This window comes from Paucilactobacillus suebicus DSM 5007 = KCTC 3549, from assembly GCF_001434475.1.
In the GTDB taxonomy this organism is placed as follows: Bacteria; Bacillota; Bacilli; order Lactobacillales; family Lactobacillaceae; genus Paucilactobacillus; species Paucilactobacillus suebicus.
The window spans coordinates 1-24571 of the sequence record NZ_AZGF01000011.1 but is presented as its reverse complement, the minus strand read 5'-3'; the positions used below and the strand labels follow the sequence as shown (position 1 = coordinate 24571).

At 38.7% G+C, this 24571-nt stretch carries 25 protein-coding genes; 3 read left to right on the top strand and 22 right to left on the bottom strand.

Annotation, left to right across the window (positions count from 1 at the left end):
- The first annotated feature begins 41 nt into the window (after nt 1–41).
- Nucleotides 42–413, top strand: coding sequence for a hypothetical protein (locus tag FD16_RS06035; protein WP_010622252.1), 372 nt, complete (start codon nt 42–44; stop codon nt 411–413).
- A 110-nt stretch (nt 414–523) separates the two neighbouring features.
- On the opposite strand, the gene ribF is transcribed toward FD16_RS06035, so the two are convergent.
- The 20 genes from ribF to FD16_RS05935 form a co-directional block, all read right to left on the bottom strand.
- Nucleotides 524–1465 (bottom strand): riboflavin biosynthesis protein RibF, encoded by a 942-nt coding sequence (ribF, locus tag FD16_RS06030; protein WP_010622253.1) that lies wholly within the window; start codon nt 1463–1465, stop codon nt 524–526.
- Between the two features lie 28 nt (nt 1466–1493).
- Nucleotides 1494–2399: a tRNA pseudouridine(55) synthase TruB gene (gene truB / locus FD16_RS06025; protein WP_010622254.1), complete on the bottom strand. Its 906-nt coding sequence runs from the start codon at nt 2397–2399 to the stop codon at nt 1494–1496.
- Nucleotides 2400–2496: 97 nt separating this feature from the next.
- On the bottom strand, nt 2497–2853 hold the full coding sequence (gene rbfA / locus FD16_RS06020) for a 30S ribosome-binding factor RbfA (RefSeq protein ID WP_010622255.1): 357 nt from the start codon (nt 2851–2853) through the stop codon (nt 2497–2499).
- Between the two features lie 18 nt (nt 2854–2871).
- Nucleotides 2872–5436 carry a translation initiation factor IF-2 gene (infB, locus tag FD16_RS06015; protein ID WP_010622256.1) on the bottom strand — a complete coding sequence of 855 codons (2565 nt, stop codon included), beginning with the start codon at nt 5434–5436 and terminating at the stop codon, nt 2872–2874.
- Between the two features lie 15 nt (nt 5437–5451).
- A complete protein-coding gene (locus tag FD16_RS06010) occupies nt 5452–5757 on the bottom strand; it encodes a L7Ae/L30e/S12e/Gadd45 family ribosomal protein (protein WP_010622257.1) in 306 nt (101 codons plus the stop codon).
- Nucleotides 5747–6046: an RNase P modulator RnpM gene (gene rnpM / locus FD16_RS06005; protein ID WP_010622258.1), complete on the bottom strand. Its 300-nt coding sequence runs from the start codon at nt 6044–6046 to the stop codon at nt 5747–5749. Before rnpM ends, FD16_RS06010 begins: the two co-directional genes overlap by 11 nt.
- A 19-nt stretch (nt 6047–6065) precedes the next feature.
- Complete coding sequence (gene nusA, locus FD16_RS06000; RefSeq protein ID WP_010622259.1) at nt 6066–7193, bottom strand: transcription termination factor NusA; 1128 nt, start codon at nt 7191–7193, stop codon at nt 6066–6068.
- A 20-nt stretch (nt 7194–7213) separates the two neighbouring features.
- The gene (gene rimP, locus FD16_RS05995) at nt 7214–7687 is read right to left on the bottom strand and encodes a ribosome maturation factor RimP (RefSeq protein WP_029508378.1); all 474 of its coding nucleotides are present in this window, start codon (nt 7685–7687) and stop codon (nt 7214–7216) included.
- Nucleotides 7688–7820: 133 nt separating this feature from the next.
- Nucleotides 7821–12125: a PolC-type DNA polymerase III gene (locus FD16_RS05990; RefSeq protein ID WP_010622261.1), complete on the bottom strand. Its 4305-nt coding sequence runs from the start codon at nt 12123–12125 to the stop codon at nt 7821–7823.
- Nucleotides 12126–12214: 89 nt separating this feature from the next.
- Nucleotides 12215–13936, bottom strand: a complete 1722-nt coding sequence (locus FD16_RS05985; RefSeq protein ID WP_010622262.1) for a proline--tRNA ligase — start codon at nt 13934–13936, stop codon at nt 12215–12217.
- A gap of 19 nt (nt 13937–13955) precedes the next feature.
- A complete protein-coding gene (gene rseP, locus FD16_RS05980; protein WP_010622263.1) occupies nt 13956–15230 on the bottom strand; it encodes an RIP metalloprotease RseP in 1275 nt (424 codons plus the stop codon).
- Between the two features lie 23 nt (nt 15231–15253).
- On the bottom strand, nt 15254–16039 hold the full coding sequence (locus tag FD16_RS05975) for a phosphatidate cytidylyltransferase (protein WP_010622264.1): 786 nt from the start codon (nt 16037–16039) through the stop codon (nt 15254–15256).
- 29 nt (nt 16040–16068) lie between these two features.
- Entirely contained in the window at nt 16069–16842 is a 774-nt protein-coding gene (locus FD16_RS05970; RefSeq protein WP_010622265.1) for an isoprenyl transferase, read from the bottom strand.
- A 153-nt stretch (nt 16843–16995) separates the two neighbouring features.
- The gene (gene frr, locus FD16_RS05965; protein WP_010622266.1) at nt 16996–17559 is read right to left on the bottom strand and encodes a ribosome recycling factor; all 564 of its coding nucleotides are present in this window, start codon (nt 17557–17559) and stop codon (nt 16996–16998) included.
- A complete protein-coding gene (gene pyrH, locus FD16_RS05960) occupies nt 17546–18283 on the bottom strand; it encodes a UMP kinase (RefSeq protein WP_010622267.1) in 738 nt (245 codons plus the stop codon). The genes frr and pyrH overlap by 14 nt, the downstream gene beginning before the upstream one ends.
- A gap of 86 nt (nt 18284–18369) precedes the next feature.
- Nucleotides 18370–19248 (bottom strand): translation elongation factor Ts, encoded by an 879-nt coding sequence (gene tsf / locus FD16_RS05955; protein WP_010622268.1) that lies wholly within the window; start codon nt 19246–19248, stop codon nt 18370–18372.
- A gap of 116 nt (nt 19249–19364) precedes the next feature.
- Nucleotides 19365–20156 (bottom strand): 30S ribosomal protein S2, encoded by a 792-nt coding sequence (gene rpsB, locus FD16_RS05950; RefSeq protein WP_010622269.1) that lies wholly within the window; start codon nt 20154–20156, stop codon nt 19365–19367.
- A 159-nt stretch (nt 20157–20315) separates the two neighbouring features.
- Entirely contained in the window at nt 20316–21308 is a 993-nt protein-coding gene (locus tag FD16_RS05945; RefSeq protein ID WP_010622270.1) for a D-2-hydroxyacid dehydrogenase, read from the bottom strand.
- 76 nt (nt 21309–21384) lie between these two features.
- Nucleotides 21385–21675 (bottom strand): GIY-YIG nuclease family protein, encoded by a 291-nt coding sequence (locus tag FD16_RS05940; protein ID WP_010622271.1) that lies wholly within the window; start codon nt 21673–21675, stop codon nt 21385–21387.
- Nucleotides 21659–22426 carry a tRNA1(Val) (adenine(37)-N6)-methyltransferase gene (locus tag FD16_RS05935; protein WP_010622272.1) on the bottom strand — a complete coding sequence of 256 codons (768 nt, stop codon included), beginning with the start codon at nt 22424–22426 and terminating at the stop codon, nt 21659–21661. Before FD16_RS05935 ends, FD16_RS05940 begins: the two co-directional genes overlap by 17 nt.
- Nucleotides 22427–22528: 102 nt before the next feature.
- Between FD16_RS05935 and FD16_RS05930 the strand changes: the two genes are divergently transcribed.
- A complete protein-coding gene (locus FD16_RS05930) occupies nt 22529–23158 on the top strand; it encodes a lysophospholipid acyltransferase family protein (RefSeq protein WP_056938538.1) in 630 nt (209 codons plus the stop codon).
- A gap of 26 nt (nt 23159–23184) precedes the next feature.
- On the opposite strand, the gene FD16_RS05925 is transcribed toward FD16_RS05930, so the two are convergent.
- Nucleotides 23185–23409 carry a YneF family protein gene (locus FD16_RS05925; RefSeq protein WP_010622274.1) on the bottom strand — a complete coding sequence of 75 codons (225 nt, stop codon included), beginning with the start codon at nt 23407–23409 and terminating at the stop codon, nt 23185–23187.
- 89 nt (nt 23410–23498) lie between these two features.
- On the bottom strand, nt 23499–23750 hold the full coding sequence (locus FD16_RS05920) for a DUF896 domain-containing protein (RefSeq protein ID WP_010622275.1): 252 nt from the start codon (nt 23748–23750) through the stop codon (nt 23499–23501).
- Between the two features lie 166 nt (nt 23751–23916).
- On the opposite strand from FD16_RS05920, the gene lexA reads away from it, so the two are divergent.
- Nucleotides 23917–24543, top strand: a complete 627-nt coding sequence (gene lexA / locus FD16_RS05915; RefSeq protein ID WP_010622276.1) for a transcriptional repressor LexA — start codon at nt 23917–23919, stop codon at nt 24541–24543.
- Nucleotides 24544–24571: the final 28 nt, after the last annotated feature.

Sequence of the window (24571 nt, the reverse complement as noted above, 5' to 3'; positions counted from 1 at the left end):
CTGAAAGTCAAGAAAAGACAACATTTTTGAAAGGATTTATAATGGCAAAGCATAAACAGCGCTACATTCAACCTCGTAACACAAAAGAGGCAATGCTAACGATTGAAAAACTATTTAATCAATACCGACATGCACCGTTAACCTCAGAATTATTGAAGTACCACCAAAATTTAATTACTCGTTTGCAAGACGATATTTTTAAAGAGGCCATAGCTGAAAATGATCAGCGCCAACTTGATGAACTCCAAGGAATGATTGCATCTATGCAATCTTGGTCAAAAACTAGAATGACAAATCAACCATTTAATTTTAAAATGAGGCATTTTAAACTAGTTGCTGAAAACACTGTTCAGTTCAAGCGTAAAATTATCAAGGGACAAACAAATACCAATCATCGTGCCAGCAGGCACTAACAAACGGTTGTTACAAGCCACATAAAGCTCGCAAACTAAAATCCTAAATTGGACCTTAGTTTGGGAGCTTTATGTCCTAGAAATAAAATGCCATTACCACACTATTTTTATTAAACGTTTATCTTCAAAATTTTACGAGTTTCAATTTCATCATTTTTCAATTGATCAATTAGAGCTTCAGCCGTCGTATATTTAACTTCACCACGTAACCTAGCAACCCATCGGACCTTAACATTTTCTCCATAAATCATATTTTTGAAATCAAATAAATTTATTTCCAGAGTCTTTGGCCTGTCGTCCCCAAATGTGACATTATAGCCAATTGAAGCCATGCCATCATACCAGATTTCACCAATTTTTAACTGAACGGCATATACACCAATGCCAGGCATCCTTTCCTCAACCGGCCACTCAATATTTGCAGTAGGAAAACCAAGTTCACGGCCACGAGCCTCACCATGTACAACTGTACCGGAAGTTTGATATGAATAACCCAACAAACGATTTGCCAAGCTAACATTCCCCTCATCCAATTCATGTCTAATTCTCGTTGAACTTATTTTTAGGTCATCGTCTAAATTTTCACTCACTTCAACAACTTTAAATCTGTCCTTTGCAAACTTTGGCAAGTTAGCCATTGTCGCAATATCTTTTGGCCCATAAGTATGATCAAAACCAGCCACCACAATTTTAGCGTGAAATCCGATCATGTATTGATCAACAAACTCTTGGGGCTTTAAAGCAGATAAAGCCGATGTAAAACTGACTAAATAGGTAATATCCACGCCAAGCTCATCTAATAATTCTAGCTTTCGCTGTACCGGCGATAAATAAGTAATGCGTTGCTCACTAGCGTGGTACACAATCGAAGGATGGTGGTCATACGTTAATACAGCTAGTGGCAAACCATATTCTTTGGCAAAATTTCTAGCACGTTCAATCACGGCCTGGTGACCACGATGAAGGCCATCAAAAAAGCCCATTGCTAGCACAACATTGCCGTCTGGTATCCTAGCTGGATCGAATGGTTGACGTATATTTATCACTTGCATGGTTCATTCCTCCGATTACAGTCACTAATTAATCTAATACCAACATTTTCAGTGGTTGGTAGCACTGCTTTTCTTCATTTCTTTGATATAAAGCACGAACCTGTTGATTATATACCAAAGCAATCACTTTGTCAGAAACACTAATTTCATCGAATTTTAGCCAAACTCCATTTTTAACGCCCGACCAAAATTCTTCATTGATTTCAATGTGTGTATATTTTTTTAATGCATAGTCCAGCGGATAAAATAATTTATCCAAATCACCCTGCTCAGAAGCTAATGCAATCTCATCCATTTTCACTGTTTGATCGATTTTAAAGCCCCCGCTTTGAGTTCTTGTCAAATCACTCATAACACCCGGATACCCCAAACTATCTGCTAAGTCTACAGCTAATGTTCTGACATACGTTCCTTTACTGCAGTTAACCACAAAATTAACTGTTTGCGTCTTATTCTTTTGATCATAAGATGTTGCCGTCAATTGAAATTTACTGATTTCAATTTGACGCGACGGCCTTTCTACTTTTTCTCCAGCACGTGCATATTCATATAATTTTCGACCATTTACTTTGACCGCAGAATACATTGGTGGAATCTGTGTAATTATCCCAGTCATCTTGTCCATTACCTGTTCAATCTCTTCTACAGGTAATTCGTGGTCAACTGGAGCTGTTTTGACTACTTCCCCATCTAGATCCTCGGTAGTTGTCATTTTACCGATCAATAATTGACCACGATATTCCTTACCAGACTCCATTAAATACTCCACAACCTTAGTTGCTCTTCCGACACAAATTGGTAACACACCATCAACATTGGGGTCTAGTGTGCCAGAATGGCCGATTTTTTTTGTGTGCAAAATCTTACGTAGCTGATTAACGCAGTCATGGCTTGTTAGTCCGCGCTCCTTGTAAAGTGGGATTATTCCATTCATTCTACTTCCTCCATATGAATATATTCGAAACGTAATGCTGTTGTACCACTATGTACAAACGAGGCTGAGAAAATAGATTTCTCAACCTCGTTTTCAATTAATCGCGATGGTGCAATTCGTTAATTAATTCATCAATTCGAGAACCATACTGAACGGACCTATCACGCTCAAAAATCAACTCTGGTGTTTTAAAAATGTTAAGTCGTGCACCTAGTTCACTGCGAATCAAACCAGTTGCCTTTTCTAAGCCAGTTTGAGCCTTCTGACCATCCGACGCTTTGTAAGATAATAGACTGTAGAAGATCGTTGCTTGTTGAAGATCTCCTGTCACATCAACGCCAGTAATCGTAATTCCCTGAACACGAGGATCACGTACTCGTTTTAACAAAATATCGTCAACTTCACGTTGAATTTCTTGACTCAAGCGGCCAACACGATAACGTTTATCTGGCATGTTGTCCTCCTTTTAACCTTACTTAACTGGAACTTCTTTCATGACATAAGACTCAATTACATCGTTAACCTTAATATCGTTGTAATTCTCAATAGTTAAGCCTAGTTCATAACCCGATTTAACTTCTTTGACATCATCCTTGAATCGTTTCAAACTTCCAAGCTTGCCTTCGTAAACTACCACGCCATCACGTATCAAACGGACGTTAGCATCACGAGTAATCGATCCTGAAGTAACCATACCGCCAGCAATCGTACCAACCTTAGAAGCATGATACAAGTCACGTACTTCGACTTCACCAGTGACCTGTTCTTCATAAACCGGCTCAAGCATACCCTTCATGGCCGATTCAACCTCATCGATGGCATTGTAAATGACACGGTGAAGACGAATATCAACACTACCGCTTTCGGCTTGTGATTTAGCCTGTGGAGTAGGTCGAACATTAAATCCAATAATGATTGCGTTTGAAGCTTCAGCTAAGGTAACATCACTTTCATTAATAGCACCCACGGCAGTATGAATAATATCCACCTTAACGCCATCAACCTTAATCTTCTTCAAACTTTGAGCAAGTGCTTCAACTGAGCCTTGAACATCTGCCTTAATGATTACTGGAACTGACTTCATTTCGCCTTCTTTAAGTGAATCAAAGAGGTTATCCAACGTAACATGGTTCGTATTAGCACGCTCTGCGACCAATGCACGTTTTGCCCGTTCCTCACCTGCGGCGCGGGCAGTCTTTTCATCATCAAATCCAACGAAACGATCCCCCGCCTCTGGAACATCGCTCAAACCGGTAATTTCTACCGGAGTTGATGGTGTTGCTTCTTTAATTCGACGGCCACGTTCATTTGTCATTGTTCTCACACGTCCATAAGTGTTACCAACAACAATTGGATCGCCAACTTTCAGCGTTCCTTGTTGAACCAGTAAAGTTGCCACCGATCCACGGCCCTTATCAAGACGTGCTTCAACAACTGATCCAGCAGCATTTTGATCTGGGTTAGCCTTTAATTCCATCACTTCGGCCTGAAGCAAAATCATATCGAGCAATTCATCTAAGTTTTTACCGTACTTAGCTGAAATCTCAACAAAAATTGTTTCACCACCCCAGTCTTCTGGAACTAGTCCATATTCAGTTAACTGTTCAGTAACATGAGCTGGGTTTGCACCCGGCTTATCAATCTTGTTAACAGCAACAATAATTGGAGTACCAGCAGCTTTTGCATGGTTAATAGCTTCGATAGTTTGAGGCATTACACCATCATCAGCAGCAACAACCAACACCGTAATGTCAGTAATATTGGCACCACGAGCACGCATTTCAGTAAAGGCCGCATGTCCCGGAGTATCTAAGAACGTAATTGTTTTATCGTTATACTTAACTTGATAAGCACCAATTGCCTGCGTGATTCCACCGGCTTCACCCTCAGTAACGTGTGTATGACGTAACTGATCAAGTAATGTTGTCTTACCATGATCAACGTGCCCCATAACAGTCACAACGGCTGGTCGTTCCTTTAAATTCTCAGTGTTTTGTTGTTCTTCTTCAAAGAATTTATCGATATCACTAACATCGACTTCAACCTTTTCTTTAGCTTCAATACCATAATCTGCAGCTAAAATTTCGATTGTATCCTTATCAAGAGACTGGTTTTGGTTGACCATAACACCAAGCATGAATAACTTTTTAACAATTTCGGCCGGTTCACGGTGAAGAATCTTACCCAGATCCTGAGCATTCATACCTTCGCTATAAGTCAACACATCTGGAAGTGGCCATTCCTTACGAGCAGCCACTGGCTTATTGTTCGTTTCCTTAATTCGCTGATTCTTACGGTTCTTCTTGTTATTCTTTTTATTGTAGCGGTTATTATTATTGCGGTTGTTAAATTTGTTATTCTTTAAACTACCGCCGAAACGTCCACCGCTATTACGATGAGCATTATTTCCACTAGTGTTATTGTTGTTACGATTATTACTTTGGTTATTATTACGTGAACTACCACTGTTATTATTTGGACGGCTGTTATTATTGCTTGGACGGTTACTGTTATTACCTCGATGATCATTTGAACGTTGATTCCCGTTATTATTAGAACGGTTACCATTGTTTCTTTGAGCATTGTTACCGTTATTTACACGATTATCGTTTGTTCTCTGAGTACCCGTCGTTCCATTACGATGATTATTGCTATTAGAATGCGACGTATTATTATTTGGTCGTCTGTCATTTTGACGACTGCCATTGTTATTTGGACGATTGCCATTGCTCTGATTGCGAGCACTGTTATGACCATTTTGTTGTGACGTCGTCCTACTATTATTTTGGGATGAACTAGTATTTGAACTACGATGATCATCAGTCTTTGCAGAACTAGTTTGGTGCTGTGGTGCAGGCTTAGATGCTGGTTTTGCTTGCCCTTTACCCAGTGCAGTTCTGATATCTTTTGCTTGCTGATCGTCAACTGTTGACATGTGGTTTTTCACGCTCATTCCTTTTTGTTTGGCGAGTGCAAGTACTTCCTTACTGCCAACGTTTAATTCTTTCGCTAATTCATAAATTCTTTCTTTTCCCATTAGCTCACGCTCCTTTTACATCTGCAGCAGCTCCTTGAACTTACGGGCGAAACCTTCTTGAGTCACACCGTAAACTGTCCTAGCCTGGCCAGTGGCCTGGTTTAACTGTTGCTTGTCGAATGTCATATCGTATTTGATTTCATAAAATTGACACTTATCCTTAAATTTTTTACTTGTTGCATTGCCTGCATCAGCGCTGATAAACACCAAAAATGTTTTCTTTGATCTGATCGCTTTAAGAACCGTTTCTTCACCGGAAATTAATGATCCCGCTCTTCTAGCGATTCCCAGCAGGTTCAACACTGGCTGATTACTTGTCATCACTGAATAATTCTTTTCTTGCTTGTTGATGATCAACGTAACTAATTAATTCATCATAAAAATCATCATCAATTTTCAAACTAAAAACTTTATCAAATGTCTTCTGTTTTTTAGCCTGATTGGCAACATCAACATTAACTGAAACATATGCTCCTCTGCCCGGCTTTTTGCCAGTAGGGTCTAAAGAAACTTCATCTTCCTTATTCTTAACGACACGAATCAGCTCTTTTTTAGGCATCATTTCACCGGTGACAATATCTTTACGCATTGGAATTTTACGTTTTTTCATAGTCTATCACCCCACTTAGTTATTCTTCGGTATCACTATCAGAAGATTGTGTATTAATTGAGTCACTCTCAGTGTCCTCAGTCTCTACTGTTGTCGTATTACTGTCAACTTCTTCAGCTTCAGATTCAGGCTTTATATCAATCTTAAAGTTAGTCAAACGGGCAGCTAACCGTGCATTTTGCCCTTTCTTACCAATTGCAAGAGACAACTGATAATCTGGAACAATAACAGTGCAAGCACGATCATTGTCCGCATCAAAAATGACATCGAGCACTTCTGCAGGGTTCAATGCATTTGCAATGTACTGAGCAGGATCGTCAACCCATTCGACAATATCCATGTTTTCGCCACCAAGTTCATTAACAATCACTTGGACACGTTGTCCACGAGGACCCACACACGTACCTACAGGATCAATATTAGGATCATTAGAACGAACAGCGATCTTTGCCCGATCACCCGCTTCTCTTGCTATCGAAACAATTTCAACAACCCCATCATAAATCTCAGGAACTTCCTTTTCAAACAAGCGCTTCAATAACTCTGGCGCAGTCCGACTAACAAAAACCTGTGGTCCTTTAGTACTGTTTTCAACACGACTGACAAAAACCTGAATACGGTCATGCATCTTATAGTTTTCGTTAGGCATCTGATCTTGCTTACCCATTACGGCCTCTACATTGCCAAGGTTAACGTAGATAAACCGGCTGTCTTGTCGTTCAACCTCACCAGTTACAATTTCATTTTCGTACTGACTATACTTTTCAAAAATAACATTACGTTCAGCTTCACGAACACGTTGCATAATAACCTGCTTAGCAGTCTGTGCAGCTATCCGGCCAAAGTTTTGTGGTGTTACCTCAAACCGAATTTCATCACCTAATTCGTATCCACGATTGATTTTAACTGCTTCTTCAAGACTTACTTCCATCCGCTCGTCAGTAACTTCTTCAACAACGGTCTTAACTGCATAGACCTTGATGTTACCCTTCTTATCGTCAAAATCAACTTCAACGTTTTGAGCTTGGCTATAATTACGCTTGTAAGCTGAAACTAGTGCTGCCTCAAGTGCTTCAACTACAATTTCTTTTTTGATACCTTTTTCTTTTTCGAGGGCGTCTAAAGCTCCAATTAATTCTTTGTTCATGCTTATTTCTCCTTCAAATGTTAAAACTTAATCGCCAATCTGGCTTTAGCAATCTTATTTCTAGGAATAATAATCTGCTTATGGCGCGTTTTATCAAGATAGTCTAATGTTAATTCAGTTTCTGTCAATTTTTCCAGTGTGCCTTCAAATACCTTGGCACCCTCGATTTGTTGATACAGAGACACGTTAACATATTTGCCAATCGCACGTTCATAGTCTTGTTGTTTTTTCAATGGACGTTCGGCTCCTGGCGAGGACACCTCAAGAAAATATGCCTGTGGAATTGGATCAGGATCGATTTCATCAAGCTTTTCACTTAAAATATCGCTTACTTGGACACAATCTTCAATTGAAATTCCAGCTGGCTTGTCAATATAGACGCGCAAATACCAACTCTGACCTTCTTTAACAAATTCAACATCGTATAGTTCAAAATGACGTTCATCTAAAATTGGAGTGACTAACTCAGTTACGGTTTCGATCACACTACTCAAAAAAACACCTCCAATATTTTTGCAATAAAAAGAGCGAGCATCGCTGCTCACTCCCTTACGAGTTTTAATTACTTTGTAAATATAACATATTTCCCACACAAACTCAAACAATATTGTTAAGTAAATTTGCTTGTCAGAACAATGATAATTGGTTTTCATCTGGTAGATCATCCAAAACGTGGTTTGTTGTCATAAACTCAATCAAAGTTTTTGAAACTTTACCGCGAGTTGCTAAATCTTCCTTAGATAAAAATTCACGTTCCTCACGAGCAGCAACAATCTGTTTGGCCACGTTTAGTCCCAACCCAGGAACAGCTCTAAATGGCGCAATGAGTTTATTGCCATCAATTAGCCAGTTGGATGCATCGGATCGATTCAAGTCGACCATTTCAAAATCATAACCTCGCTCCAGCATTTCATTAGCCAATTCAAGGATTGTTAACAGGCCTTTTTCTTTTGTAGAAGCATCATTACCCTTATCATTAATTTCCTTCATCGAGGCTTTGACAGCATCTTTACCATGCGCCATTGCCACAACATCAAAATCATCAGCTCGAACAGAGAAAAATGAACAATAGTAAACCAAAGGAAAATATACTTTAAAGTATGCAATTCTAAGAGCCATGATGTCATATGCAGCAGCATGAGCCCTAGGAAACATGTACTTAATTTTTAAGCAGGAATCAATATACCAGTCTGGCACATTTGATTCTTTCATTTTCTTTTGCCAATCATCAGGAATTCCGCGGCCTTTCCGTACGTGCTCCATAATCTGAAATGCGATTTCTGACTCCATTCCATAATGGATCAAGTCGGTCATAATGTTATCACGACAACCAATAACGTTAGTAATGGTTGCAGTACCATTTTTAATTAATTCTTCAGCATTGCCTAGCCAAACATCAGTCCCGTGTGAAAGTCCAGAAATCTGTAGCAGCTCTGAATAATTACTTGGATGGGTTTCTTCAAGCATCCCCCTCACAAACCGAGTTCCAAACTCCGGCACACCCAATGTACCAGTCTTTGAAAAAATTTGATCTTCGGTAACACCCAAAATATCGGGGCTAGAAAAAAGGCTCATAACCCCCGGATCATCCATTGGAATTGTCTTCGGATCAACACCCGAAAGGTCTTGTAGCATTCGAATCATCGTGGGATCATCATGCCCAAGAATATCAATTTTTAAAATATTATCATGAATAGAATGGAAATCAAAATGAGTAGTTTGCCAAGCCGCAGTTTGATCGTCTGCGGGGTATTGAACCGGAGTAAAGTCGTAGATGTCCATGTAGTCTGGCACAACAATAATACCAGCAGGATGTTGTCCAGTTGTTCTCTTAACTCCTGTAGCTCCTTTTGCTAATCGATCAATTTCTGCATTCCTATATTGTTGACTAGTATCACGTTCATAGGCCTTAACATAGCCATAAGCTGTTTTATCTGCAACCGTACCAATTGTCCCAGCACGGTATACATTATTTTCACCGAATAGTACCTTAGTATAGTTATGCGCAATTGGTTGATAATCACCAGAAAAGTTCAAATCAATATCCGGAACCTTATTACCAGTAAAGCCTAAGAAAGTTTCAAACGGAATGTCATGACCATCTTTAATCATCATGGTGCCACATTCTGGGCAGTCCTTATCAGGCAAATCATAACCTGAACTGTATTCACCATTAGTGTAAAAATGTGTATATTTGCAATTTGGACAACGATAATGCGGTGGTAATGGATTAACTTCGGTGATTCCAGTGAGCGTTGCAACGATACTGGAGCCGACAGATCCACGAGATCCAACCAAATATCCGTCTTTATTTGATTTAGCAACTAACCGCTGCGCAATCAAATAAATAACGGAGAATCCATTACCAACAATACTTTTAAGTTCTCGATCGACACGCTTTTGAACTAACTCAGGAAGCGGATCTCCGTACCATTCTTTAGCTTTACTGATTGTTCTTTCCTGAATTTCTTCTTCTGCACCCTCCATTTTTGGCGTGTACAGCTTATCTTTAAGCGGATGAACTTCTTGAATCATGTCAGCAATTTTATTTGAATTTTCAACAACAATCTCGTGTGCTTTAGCTTCACCCATAAAGGCAAATGCATCTAACATTTCATTTGTAGTTCTAAAATGAACATCTGGTAACATTTGTCGATTAAGGGGATTACCTGCCTGAGAATGAATCAAAATTTTACGATAAATGCTATCTTCCTTGTTTAAGTAATGAACATCGCCAGTTGCCACAACAGGTTTGTTAAGTTCTGAGCCTATCTCCACCATGTTCATTAAAATTTCTTCAAGGTTCGTATCATCCTTAATCAACTGGTCTTCAATTAATGGCGCATATACTGCTTTTGGTTGCAATTCAATAAAATCGTAGAACTTGGCTTTTTCAAGAGCCTCATCACGACCTTTTTGCATCATAGATGTAAACACTTCACCAGATGAACAAGCAGTCCCTAGGATGAGGCCTTCACGATATTTTTCTAACCGGCTACGCGGAATCCTTGGCACACGATAGTAAAATTCCACATTGGAAAGTGAAACTAGCTTAAATAAATTCTTTAAACCAACCTGATTTTTCACCAAAATAGTTACATGAAACGGACGTGCGTGACGGTAAGCACCATTATCACTCATATGTTCGTTTAGCTGGTCATGATATTCAATATCATAACGATCTTCTGCATCTTTTAAAAATAGATGCAACAAGTGCCCAGTTGATTCGGCATCAAAAATGGCACGGTGATGATGTTCCAAGGCTACATTAAATTTCTTTGCCAACGTATTTAAACGATAGCTCTTTAATTCAGGGTAAAGGAAACGCGCCAATGTCAATGTATCAATAATCGGATTTTTTATTGGTTCCTTTCCATGACGTGCATATCCGGTATTCATAAAACCAACGTCAAACGTAACATTATGCCCAGCAACAATTGAATCCCCACAAAAATCACGGAACATTTGAAAAACTTCTTCTTCTGATTTTGAACCGTGAACCATTTCATCAGTAATACTTGTCAGATTAGTTGTCGTTTCCGAAAGGTGAAAACCAGGATCGATAAATTCTTCAAACTCTTCTAGCACTCCACCGTTTTTCATCTTAACTGCAGAAAGTTCAATAACCTTATCATAGATTGCCGAAAGACCCGTTGTTTCCACGTCAAAAACAACATAAATTGTATCTTTTAGCGGTACATGCGCCGAATTATACCCTATCGGCACTCCATCATCCACAACATTTGCTTCTAGGCCGTAGATCATTTTAATACCATGTTTTTCCGAAGCATGAAACGCATCTGGAAATCCTTGAACTCCTGAATGATCAGTAATGGCGATCGCTTTTTGTCCCCAATCAGCTGCCTGCTTTGCAAATTCATCAATTGAATTTGTTGCATCCATTTGACTCATTGAAGTATGCAGGTGAAGTTCTACACGTTTATCACCTTCAGCAGTATCCTTTCTTGACGCATGCTGAACCGCATTAATATCATACGCATTGATTGTTAAATCCCGCATGAATGTATCTTCTTGAACAGGTCCACGAACCTTAATCCAATCGCCCTCATTGATGGCATCGAATTGAGCCTCATCTTCCTCGTTACGAGAAAATTTCTTTATCGTCATCGATGACGAGTAATCAGTTATTTCAAGGATTAACAATTTGCGTTGAGATCTAAGAGTTCTAACCTCTTTGTTAAAAATGTATCCTTCAATAACAACAGATCTTTCCTCTTCAGTAATGTCAGCCAATCTACGGATTTCTTCATTATCGCTAATCGTTTTACCAAGTTTAACCGGCCCACTGATTTCTGTACCTTTGCTTTGCTGACGATTTGAAGCTTTGATCTGAGCGGCTGCCTTAGCAGCCAATTCTGCATCTTTTTTGGCACGTTCTGCCTTTAAGGCTTGAATTTGAGCCTCTGACGCACTTTCATCAATCATCGTGTGAATTCCAAATTTAGGAAAGCCAACCCTTTGATAGCTTTCTTCAATCGGTCCCAGTGCTTGATTAACCAAAAAATCACGAACGATTTCATTTTCTGCAACGAACATTACTCGATCGTCAGTCACATTGGGAACCGTTCTCCCACACAATTCATTTAGCATTGGCGACGATACACCACTATTTGAAACAGCATAACTCCAATAGTCTGCTATCAATCGCTGATCCAGTTCACGCATATCAGTTTTAATCTGCCAAGTTACTTTAGCAATATCAGTAAAACCAGCTTGTAATGCACTTGAGAGCTGTTGAAACAGTTCGTAAGGTAAGACCGAATCAAAATGAAAATGAAATTCCCAAGCTTTCGACTGTCTGTGAACAATTACCTGCTCAATCGAAGCATTTTTAAAAGCTGGGTTATGTGGATCGGTGAATTTAATTTGTTCCAACAATTTTTTGAATAGTTCGTGTTGATCTAAACTCAACTAGGGTTACCTCCTACTAATAAAAAATGATACGAATGAATAATCAGAGTTAAATATTTTATCCCTAATAACACATCGTATCACCTTTTTTAATCGTTTTGTTGATCTTCTGCCTTTAGTAAGATCTGAATTGTATTTACTAATTCATCTTCACGAACTTCGACCGTTTCGCCTGTTTTACGTAATTTAATTTCAACAATTCCATCAGCAGCTTTCTTACCAACTGTTACTCGAATTGGAATACCAATTAAATCTGAATCTGCAAACTTAACTCCGGCACGTTCCTTACGATCATCTAACAACGTTTCAAGACCAGCATCTTGTAGCTTCTTTTCAATTGATAATGAAAGATTTTTTTGATCCTCATTTTTCATGTTAATAGGTACAATATGAACATTGTATGGTGCAATTTCATTTGGCCAAACCAATCCATTTTCATCCGCATACTGTTCTGCTACAGCTGAAAGAAGCCGTGAAATACCAATACCGTAGCATCCCATAATAACATCAACCTGGCGACCATTTTGATCTAAAACTTGTGCGTTTAGGGCTTTTGAATATCTGGTTCCTAGTTTGAAAATATGTCCAATTTCGATACCACGAGTAAATTTAAGAGGTCCTTTACCGTCCGGCGACATTTCACCTTCTTTAACAAGCCTAAAGTCGCCAAACTTATCAACCCGAAAATCGCGATCAACATTAGCATTGATATAGTGGTGCCCGTCTTCATCAGCCCCAACTGGTACATTCACCATATCTTGAACATACTGATCAGCTAAAATTGTGACCTTTTCATCCACACCTACTGGACCTAAAGAACCAAATGATGCATGTAAAATATCACTAGTCTGCTCAGGCGTCGCCATTTCTAATTCGTCAGCATGAAGATAGTTAGTTACCTTGACCTCGTTTACTTCATGATCTCCTCTGACAAGTACCATTACTGGCTTACCATCAGCTAGATAGAATAACGTTTTCACAACTTGGCTAGTCGGAATGTCCAAAAACTTGGCCAATTCTTCGACCGTTTTAACACCGGGTGTTTCAATTTTTTCTAAGTCTTTTGGTGTAACATGTGATTTTTGACTAACAAACTGACTGGTTGCCATTTCTAAGTTAGCAGCATAGTCACTTTCGTCCGCATAAACAATTGTATCTTCACCAACAGGTGCAATTGCGGAAAACTCCTGTGAGCCACTACCACCCATGGCGCCAGCATCCCCAATAATCGTGCGATATTTCAATCCAATTTGAGTAAAAATATTATTATATGCACCAGCCATCTGGTTATAAACTTGATCTAGGCCTTCATTATCAACAGTAAATGAATATGCATCCATCATGTCAAACTCACGGCCACGCAATAATCCGTATCGAGGACGATCTTCATCACGATACTTATTTTGGATCTGATACAGTGTTAACGGTAGTTTTTTATATGACTTAACGTTATCTCGAATAATTTCAGTAAATGTTTCTTCATGTGTGGGGCCAAGGATAAAATCACGTTCATGACGGTCCTTGAACTTAAATAAGTTATCTCCATACGATTCATACCGATCCGACTGCCGCCATAAATCAGCAGGTAGGATTGCTGGTGCAAGCATTTCAGCAGCATCAATATTTTCCATTTCTTTACGAACAATACCTTCAATTTTTCGTAATACTCGATAGGCCAGTGGCAAATATGCATACGCCCCTGCTGCTACTTGATAAATGTATCCGGCGCGTAGCATCATTTGATGACTTAGTGCCTCGGCGTCACTTGGCGCCTCCTTCAAAGTAGAAATAAGTGTTTTTGACTGTCTCATTAAAAATTTCCTCCCTAACCTATTTAATGAAATAACGCTGAATATCATTCCATGTCACTAAAATCATCAGTAACATCAATAGTCCGAAACCAATAATAGTGACTATTCCTTCAGCTTTTTCTGGTATTGGTTTTCGACGAATTCCTTCAATAATGTTTAGTAGTAGTTTACCGCCATCCAGTGCTGGAATTGGCAATAAATTGACAATTCCAAGGTTAATAGACAAAACAGCGAGAAAGTTCAACACGCCATCAATACCAAGAGAAGTTGCTTGTGAAGTTCCAGCATATATAGCAACTGGACCGCCAAAATCGTTTATATTAAAACCATGAGTAAGCATGTGTCCAAGCACACCAAAAATCAAACTCACAATGGTGGCAAACTGTGTCCAGCCATACGATATTCTAGCTCCAATGCTTGTGTTAAGCTTTTCCGTTATACCAATTTGTCCAACCGTTGTCTGCCCTTGTTTGACGGCTTTAGGAGTTACATCTACATTTTTACTATGGTTGTTTCTTTCAATAGTCAGCTTAAGACTTTTGTTTGGATGATTTGATATCTGATTTGCCAGATCATTCCAATTTGAAATCTTGGTACTATTGACTTTTTTAATAGTATCTCCCGGTTTCAAACCTGCCTTGGCCGCAACTGAATGACTGCTAACTGTACCAAGTGTGCTACTATTCGTTGGAATACCAGGCATCATAAAACCAAGGACTACAAACACGATAATTGCCAAGATAAAATTATTCATTGGCCCTGCAAAATTGGTAATCATTCTGTGGGGCAAGCTAGCAGATTGAAATTGGACATCTCTGGGAGCAATCCTTACCTCAGTGCCATCCTGCTCAACAATTGTCGCATCATGGTTGACATAGTAGCGTTTTAACTCACTTTCATCACCATTTATATATCCTTCAATATAAAGATCATCAACTAAATCGGAATCGGCCACTTGCATGGGAATACCATTAAACAAAGTAGTCTTTGAACTCGCATTTATCATTGTTACTTCATCGTTGTCGCCAACTTGCAAACTAACAGGAGTTCCCGGTTTTAGTGTATCTTCGTCATCATCTGCAGCACCGGCCATTCGGACGTATCCGCCTAGCGGTAAAATTCTAATGGTGTAAGTAGTACCGTTTTTCTTATACCACCAAACTTTAGGCCCCATGCCAATTGAGAATTCACGGACCAATATTCCCGAACGTTTCGCGAAATAATAATGGCCAAATTCATGAACTAACACAAGTACACCAAAAACGATAATAAATGTAATTATTGTTACTATCAAAGTAATCCCTTCTTAATTGCTATTTAAATAATCCCTAGTAAAAATAAGCAAGGCATTACTAACAGCATACTGTCAAAACGGTCTAGAATACCACCATGTCCCGGTAAAATTCTCCCAGAATCTTTTACACCATAATAACGTTTAAGCGACGATTCAATTAGATCACCAAATTGTCCAACAATTGATAACATTACGGTCAAGATGATCATGACAATCCAATTATAACCAACCGGGAAGAACCACAGATAAATTGCAAGAATGATAGTTGCTGCAATGGTTCCACCAACTGATCCCTCCCATGTTTTGTTAGGGCTTATTTTAGGTGCTAACTTATGCTTACCAATTTTGCGTCCAATCATGTAGGCACCACTATCAGTGAGCCAAACTACAAACATTCCAAAAAGAAGTGTGGTTAACCCAACTGCCCTAGCACTCACAAAATAATGAAATCCTGTACCGATATAAAGCATCGCTAGTGTTAAAACACCCGCATCATCAAACGTAAATCTCTTTTTTTTGACGACTGTATGAAGCAAAATTAGCATTACCACTACATAAAATAAAAAGAATCTACTAAGACCATCAGGTAACCAATTTAGCCAGTTATCCGGGATTATCAGTAGGATAAGCCCTAGGTTACTGACGATTGCTTCAAAAGAAACTAACAACATTTTTTTCATAATTAAAACTTCGTCAAGCGCAATAATTCCCAATACTACCGCAGCAATTGTCAACGGTAGTCTCCCATAAACAATCAATGGTATGAAGATAATTAATGCAATCACAGCCGTTGTGACACGTTGTCTCATATCTATAATCCACTCATTTCTATATTTTTCTACTTTGTTAATCCACCAAACCTACGGTGACGCCCCTGAAATTCAATAATCGCATCTTCTAACGTTTTTGCATCAAAATCAGGCCAATGAACGTCTGTAAAAACAAATTCACTGTAAGCTAACTGCCACAGCATAAAATTACTGATTCTTTCTTCACCACTTGTCCGAATCATTAAATCTGGATCTTCATATTCATCAAGCATATTAGTCATCAAATTAGCCGAAACTAAAGACTCATCAATTTGCTCAACAGAAATTTCACCAGATTTAACCTGAGTAGCAATATTTTTAACTGCATCAACAATTTCATCTCGTCCACCATAGTTAAGGGCAAAATTTAATACCATACCATTACATTCTTGTGTTTGATCTATCGCATCGTGTACCGCTTTTTGAGTATCTTTAGGTAATTTATCGATATTACCCATCACAGTCACCCGAACATTATGCTTAATCAAGTCTGGCACAAATGTGTTGAAGAATCTAATCGGAAGTTGCATTAAATAACTAACTTCATCTTTAGGACGTTTCCAATTTTCCGTTGAAAATGCATACAACGATAAAACCTTTACACCTAAATCACTAGCAGCAATTGTCACTTTTTTTACAGTTTGCATACCTTCCCGATGTCCGGCAATTCTTGGTAGATGACGTTTTTGTGCCCATCGTCCATTACCATCCATAATAATAGCAATATGTGCAGGTATATTGTTGCGATCAATTACCTTTGTCTCTTCACTTATACTTTGTGCCTTTTTTTGTCTAGAAAACACACCTGTCTCTCCAATCGTGTTAAATCGAATACAACATATTCTATCAAAAAAAGCATAGACAAACTAGGCCTGATGATACCCGTAACAATTATTTAATTAAAAAATCCCCCTATCGATGGGCGAACCACGCCCAACTTTAGGGGGAAGTATTAATTATCCTTGTAGTAATTCTTTATCCTTATCGGCTTCAACTTGCTCTAGATTCTTAATACCACCATCAGTTAATTTTTGAACTTGATCTTCCAAATCATGAAATTCATCGTCATTGAAATCACCAGCCTTGTTGCCTTTTTTCAAGGCATCCATTGCATCGCGGCGAATATTTCTAACCGCAACTTTGGCCTGTTCAGTTTGTGCTTTAACATCTTTAACTAATTCTTTACGACGATCCTCAGTTAATTGAGGAATTGATAGTCGAATTGCACTACCGTCATTCGCCGGAGTTAAACCTAAATCCGAAGCAAAGATTGCTTGTTCGATACTCTCCAATTGCGTCTTGTCGTATGGTGTAATTAACAACATACGAGCTTCTGGAATCGAAATTGATGCAACTTGGTTAATCGGTGTTTGAGCACCGTAATAATCAACCGATACACGGTTTAGAATACTTGCATTAGCTCTGCCAGCACGAATATTTCCTAGCTCACGCTGTAATGAATCTGCAGACTTTTCCATTTTATTTTTAGCTTCAGATAATATTTCTTTACTTGTTGCCATCTTGATCTCCTCCAACCGTTGTTCCAATTTTTTCACCACGAACAACACGCATAATGTTACCGGATTTATTTAAGTTAAACACAACCAATGGGATGTTGTTATCCATTGACAGGGAACTTGCAGTAGAATCCATAACATTTAGGTTCTTTTCAATGATATCAAAATGCGACAAAGTTTCAAACTTAACCGCATTTGCATCCTTATTTGGATCGGCAGAATAAACGCCATCAACACCATTCTTGGCCATTAAAATAGCATCAGCATTGATTTCTGCAGCTCTAAGTGCGGCAGTTGTATCAGTTGAGAAGTATGGGCTACCAGTACCACCAGCAAAAATAACAATGCGATCTTTCTCAAGATGACGAATTGCTTTCCGACGAATATACGGTTCAGCAATTTGTCGCATTTCAATTGAAGTCTGAACCCTAGTGGGCACATCAATTGATTCTAGACTGTCCTGTAGTGCAAGAGCATTCATGATAGTAGCAAGCATTCCAACGTAGTCTGCTTGAGCCCGCTCCATGCCCATTTGAGCTCCAGCTTCCCCACGCCACATATTTCCACCACCAACAACGATAGCAATTTGTACGCCCATTTCATGAACTTGTTTCAATTCCTCTGCAACTGTTTTGATAACTGGCGGGTTAATGCCAAATCCTTTGTCACCGGCTAATGCTTCGCCGCTCAATTTAAGGATTACTCGTTTATATTTCATGTCACTCATTGATTGTTCCTCCTACAGGACTTTATTCCATCTAAAACACGTACACTTCAGAAAAAAAGACGTACTAACCGTACGCCCCAAATAAACTAATCCTTGATTTGTCCCATTACTTCTTCAACAAAGTTATCGGCCTTCTTTTCGATACCTTCGCCAACTTCATAACGAACAAATGACTTCAGCTTGCCACCCTTTGAAGCAACGTACTTAGCAACAGTGATATCAGGATCCTTAACAAATTCTTGGTCTGCCAAACTAATTTCTGACAAGAATTTGTTTAAACGACCTTCAACCATTTTGTCAACGATGTTGGCTGGTTTACCTTCATTTTGTGCTTCGATAGTCAAAACTTCACGTTCATGGTCCAAACGATCTTGTGGAATATCATTGCGTGAAACGAATTCTGGGTTTACTGCGGCCACATGCATTGCAACATCCTTAGCGGTCTCTTCATCTGCACCATCCAATAACACAAGTGCACCAATGCGACCACCCATGTGCAAATAAGCACCAAATGTTTGATCATCATTCTTCTTAATAACAGTAAAACGGCGAAGACTAACCTTTTCACCTGTTACTTGAGTCGTTTGAATCAAATCGTCATTTAATGTACCATTGTCTGTTGACAATGCAAGTGCTGCTTCAACATCAGCAGGAGCATTTTCAGCAATTTTAGTTGTTACTTTCGTGATAAGATCTTTAAATTGATCTCCACCAGAAACAAAATCGGTTTCAGAATTAACTTCAACGATTGCTGCAGTATTACCGCTAACCTTGATATCAGTTAAACCTTCCGCAGCTACACGGTCACTCTTCTTTGCAGCCTTAGCCATCCCCTTTTCACGAAGAAAATCGATAGCTTTCTCCATATCTCCATCCGTTGCAACTAATGCCTTTTTAGCATCCATCATTCCAACGCCTGTTTTCTTACGTAAGTCCATTACTTGTGCTGCTTTAATTTCTGCCATTTTGATAATCTCCTTATTTTTAGTGACAAAAAAAGGCGTTTCTTGCTCTCAGGCCAATACGGTCCTAATCACAATGAAACAGCCTAAGTCATAATTATTAATATTTAAAATTTGTATTACTTGCCTTCAACAGTCTTCTTCAAGTCTGCCAATGACTTGCCAGATACTTCTTTTTCAGCTTCCTGTTCTGGTTCAGCTGTTGCTTGTTGAGCAGCTTGATCATCAGAACCTTGGTTGCCTTCGATAACAGCATCTGCCATCTTTGAAGTAATCAAACGAACGGCACGAATAGCATCATCGTTTGAAGGAATGATAACATCAATATCATCTGGGTCAGTGTTGGTATCAACCATGGCCACGATAGGAATGTTAAGCTTTTGTGCTTCCTTAACAGCAATCTGTTCCTTGTGAGGATCAACGATAAAAATCACATCTGGGATGCGAGGCATATCTTCAATACCACCCAAGAACTTTTCAAGCTTCTCACGTTGCTTAGTTAATAATGCTACTTCTTTCTTAGGAAGAACATCAAAACTGCCGTCTTCTGACATCTTCTTTAAATCCTTAAGATGCTTAATACGTGTTTGAATTGTGTCCCAGTTAGTCAAAGTACCACCTAACCAACGATGGTTAACGTAGTACTGACCTGCACGAGTAGCTTCTTCTTCAATAGCGTCCTGTGCTTGCTTCTTTGTACCAACAAACAAGATAACACCATCATCTGCAGCAGCATCCTTAACAAAGTTGTATGCTGAATCGATCATTTTAACAGTCTTTTGTAAATCAATGATGTAAATACCATTACGTTCTGTAAAGATGTATGGCTTCATCTTAGGATTCCAACGACGTGTTTGGTGTCCAAAGTGAACACCTGCTTCTAACAACTGCTTCATGCTAATAACTGACATGAAAATACCTCCAAAATGTTTTTCCTCCCCAACCTTCAACTGATGGTGAAACTCTCCCGAGCACATTCACCATCATCCAACTGGGTGTGAATTGGCTTAACCACCGCTAATTAGTATACAAAAAAGGCTTGGACAACGCAAGCCTTTTTATATTAAATATTACTTTTCAACCAAATTATCGGCAGTTCCTGTTTCAAATAACTGCTTGTTGTTATTCAAACTAATATTCACCATGTTCTTAACTGCAACATCAGTATAAAAAGCAGTGTGCGGTGAAATTAACACATTATCCCTTTCAAACAAGTTATTAAACGCTGGATAATTTATTTCCTGTTTACCTAGATCTTGATTAAATACCTTCGTTTCATCTTCCATCACATCTAGGGCGGCTCCTCCAACTTTGCCACTATCAAGTGCCTCAATCAACGCTGATTCATCAATTAATGGTCCACGTGCGGCATTAATAATAAAGACTCCATCGTTCATTTGGTTAAATGCTTCACGATCGAGCATATGTTCCGTTTCCGGAAAAAGCGGTATATGCAACGTAATGACAGTCGCCTGTTTATAAATATCACTCAGAGAATCAACATACAAGCCCTGAGATTCGATCTCTTTATTATGAAAGGCATCATATGCAATAACTTTCGCTCCAAATCCTTGAAAAATCTTAATTGCACTTCTACCAATATGCCCAGTTCCAATCACGCCTACTGTCTGCTGGTTTAGTTCCTTTGAAATTTGCGGAGCCCACCGAAAATCATGGTTACTAAATTTACGAGCATACTCCTTCGACCGACGAAGCAACTGCATCAATTGAGTCACAGTAAACTCAGCAATAGCTTCTGGTGAGTATACAGGAACGTTAGTAACTTTGATACCTAATGATGTGGCTTTTTCCAGGTTAATATTGTCCACACCAACGTTTCTTAGCGACAAATTATGAATACCCAACTGATCCATTTTTTCCAAAAGTTCATCAGAATATGCTAGCTGTTGAAACGCCACAATACCATCATACCCGGACGCTTGATCAACCGTTTCAGCCGTCAACAACTCAGCCGTCATTTTGACACCGATACCATTTTGACTGGACCATTGTTCAACAAATTGTCGTTCATCTTGACGAATTCCGTAACCAATAATTTTCATTTTGGCAAGCACCTCCACTTAGATACTATTATTGTATCAAAACACACTTCAATAAGCATTTAAAACGTTCTCATTGTTAAGTGAAAATTTGCCAATGAATACCTTTACTTGCCAAAAAAAGCTCCTTAGCATGTCTCGTTTGGTGCTTAAAATGATATTCAGCACTTAACGCCTCTGACTTGGTATTAAATCGCTCAGAATAAATTAAATGCAACGGATGCCTTTTTTTAACCTTTGTGTACTTAGCACCCTCGCGTTGTTGATGCTTTTCAAATCGTTTTAGAACATTTGTCGAAAAACCACCATAAAAAGTATCGTCCGCACAATAAATCACGTAAAAATAATAAGCTTTATTTGTGTTTTCCATACAGCAACTCACTTACTTCCAATCCGTACTCATCATTGTCACCAGACACGACTAAAGGAGGAATAATTTTCAAACCACCAGGCTTGCCATCTTTAATGACTTCTATTAGGACCATATTGGCATCCCTCTCTTTTTTAGGATGGATAAATCTGATTCTTTTTGGTTCCAATCGATGTAACGACAAGGTTGATAATATCTCACTCAATCTGTCTGGACGATGAACTAAATAACCATGTCCATTCATTTTTAAAAGTCCGCTCATTCTACTAGCAACAATGCCAAAATTAGTTTTGATTTCATGTCTAGCAATTGCTAAATAGGAATTTGGATTCTTTTTACTGGTTGGCAAATCGCCAAAATAAGGAGGATTACAAACAACTACGTCGACCGAATCTTTTTTGATTTTCGAGTAAACATCAGCAATATCCATCTGTAACACTTCGTATCTGTCCGTCAAATGATTAAGATCAATACTTCTACTTGCCATATCTGCCAATTTAGGCTGAATTTCGACCTCGTAAATTTTACCAGCAATCTTATCATTTAAAAAAAGCCCAACCGCACCGTTGCCAGCGCATAGATCTACGCATAAGTTTGCCTTTTTAAAATTTGGCCGGACAAAATCAGCCAGTAAAACTGCGTCTAAGGAAAAGGAAAAGACGGATGGACTCTGGATAATTTGCACATTTTGGCTATAAAGCTGGTCAATCCTTTCATCATCCTTAATATATTTGAATTGATCTTCATCCATTTTATTCACCTCTGATAATGTTGCTTGCAAGTTGACATTTTTTTTTGCATACTTAACTGTGTGAATTACAACAGCACCAAAACTATTGTAGGAGTATAATGTATGCTTTATTCTTTTTTACGCGTAATAATTCGCGCATTGTTGTTTATCATTAATGGTAAACCGCACTATTTAAACAGAGAAAATTTACCAAAGGGTAACTATATTTTAGTTGGCCCTCACCGAACGTGGTTTGACCCGGTTTATTATGCTCTCGCTGCCTCACCAAAAAAATTCAGCTTCATGGCAAAAAAAGAGTTGTTTAAGAATCCCATTATTAGATTCATTTTAAACCATGTCAATGGGTATCCCGTTGACCGAGACAATCCTGGTCCTTCAGTGATCAAAAAGCCCGTCCGACTATTAAGAAATTCAGATTTATCAACAATCATTTTTCCCAGCGGTTCTCGTTATTCTGATGACCTTAAGGGTGGCGCAGTGGTAATTGCAAAAATGGCAAACGTTCCGATCATTCCCACAGTATACCAAGGCCCATTGTCTTTCAAAGCTCTATTTTCACGCCAGCAAACAACTGTTGCTTTCGGAGAACCAATTAACATTGACAGAAAGATGAAACTTTCTGATGAAAATCAAGCAGTAGTTGAATCAGAAATGAAATCAGCTTTTGACAAGTTAGATAAGCAAATTAATCCAGAATTTCATTACGAGATCCCAGAAAAAAAAGAAAAATAAAAAGACCGGATGATCCGGTCTTTTTTTTATTTCTTAGAAGATTGTGCTTGCATTGCTTGCATCATTTGGTGCAATTTCTTTGCAGAAGGTTTTTGACCCATTTGCAACATCATTGTACGTAACATGTCTTCGTTAATAGGTGGGTTATTTTTAAGATAATTTTCCATGTATTTACGAGCAATGAAAAATCCAGCTACCGCACCGATCAACAATGCAATAACAACAATTAAAATCCAAACGCCGGTTGCCAATTTATATCCCCCTTTGCTAATTCAATATATAATGTTACACAAAAAGTGGCACAATGAAAAGATAAAATTCACATAATGCACTAATTTATTTAATCATCACGTAATCCACGTTTTCTTTGGATATCTTTAACTTTTTTGGGAGTTACTTCTTTTCCGCTTTTATCAAATACCTGCATCATCTCAATATCACTCTTAAATGACGCCCGAAAATTTGCCAAAAACTGACTGCGAAGTTTTTTTCTCTCAATAGTTTCTTCTTCAGTAAGCCCAACACTTTTAGCCTTATGGGCTAGCTCATTTATTCTTGCTACTAATTCTTTTTCTTCTGGAGATTCAGTCATCTAATCACCTCAAATCTTATACATTTGGCTTTTATAATCATAATCATTCCACATGTACTCTTCAAGTATATTGATCAAGTTTTTAGTGAAATGCGAACACACGTTTGAAATCTCGACAAATGTATGGTACTGTAATGATATTAAAGCTATTCAATGGGGTGTCTACATGTCAAAAACTGGAGAAAGTAAGCAAATGGCGGTTCTTCGTTTTATTCACGAACGAGTAACAGATCAGGGTTACCCGCCAACAGTTCGTGAAATATGTGCCGCGGTTGATCTATCATCAACATCCACAGTTCATGGACATATTAACAGACTAATTAAAAAAGGATTGTTGCAAAAAGATCCGACAAAACCACGAGCACTTGAAATAACACCCGAAGGCCTTGACGCGTTGGGTGTAGTTAAACATCAAGAGCAGATACCGTTGCTTGGTGTAGTTACTGCCGGAGAACCAATCTTGGCTGTTGAAGAAGCAACTGACTTCTTTCCAATTCCGCCAACAATTAATGACAATGATGATTTATTCATGCTCACAATTCGTGGTGAAAGTATGATAAATGCTGGTATTTTAACCGGTGATAAAGTGATCGTGAGAAAACAAACAAATGCGAACAATGGCGAGATCGTAATTGCTATGAACGAGGATAACGAAGCGACTTGCAAGCGATTCTTTAAAGAATCTGATCATTATCGATTGCAACCAGAGAACGACACCATGGCTCCAATAATTCTTAACCAAGTAACAATTCTAGGACGTGTTGTCGGCCTATTCAGAGATGACATTTTTTAATCATAACCACCCGTAAAACGGGTGGTTT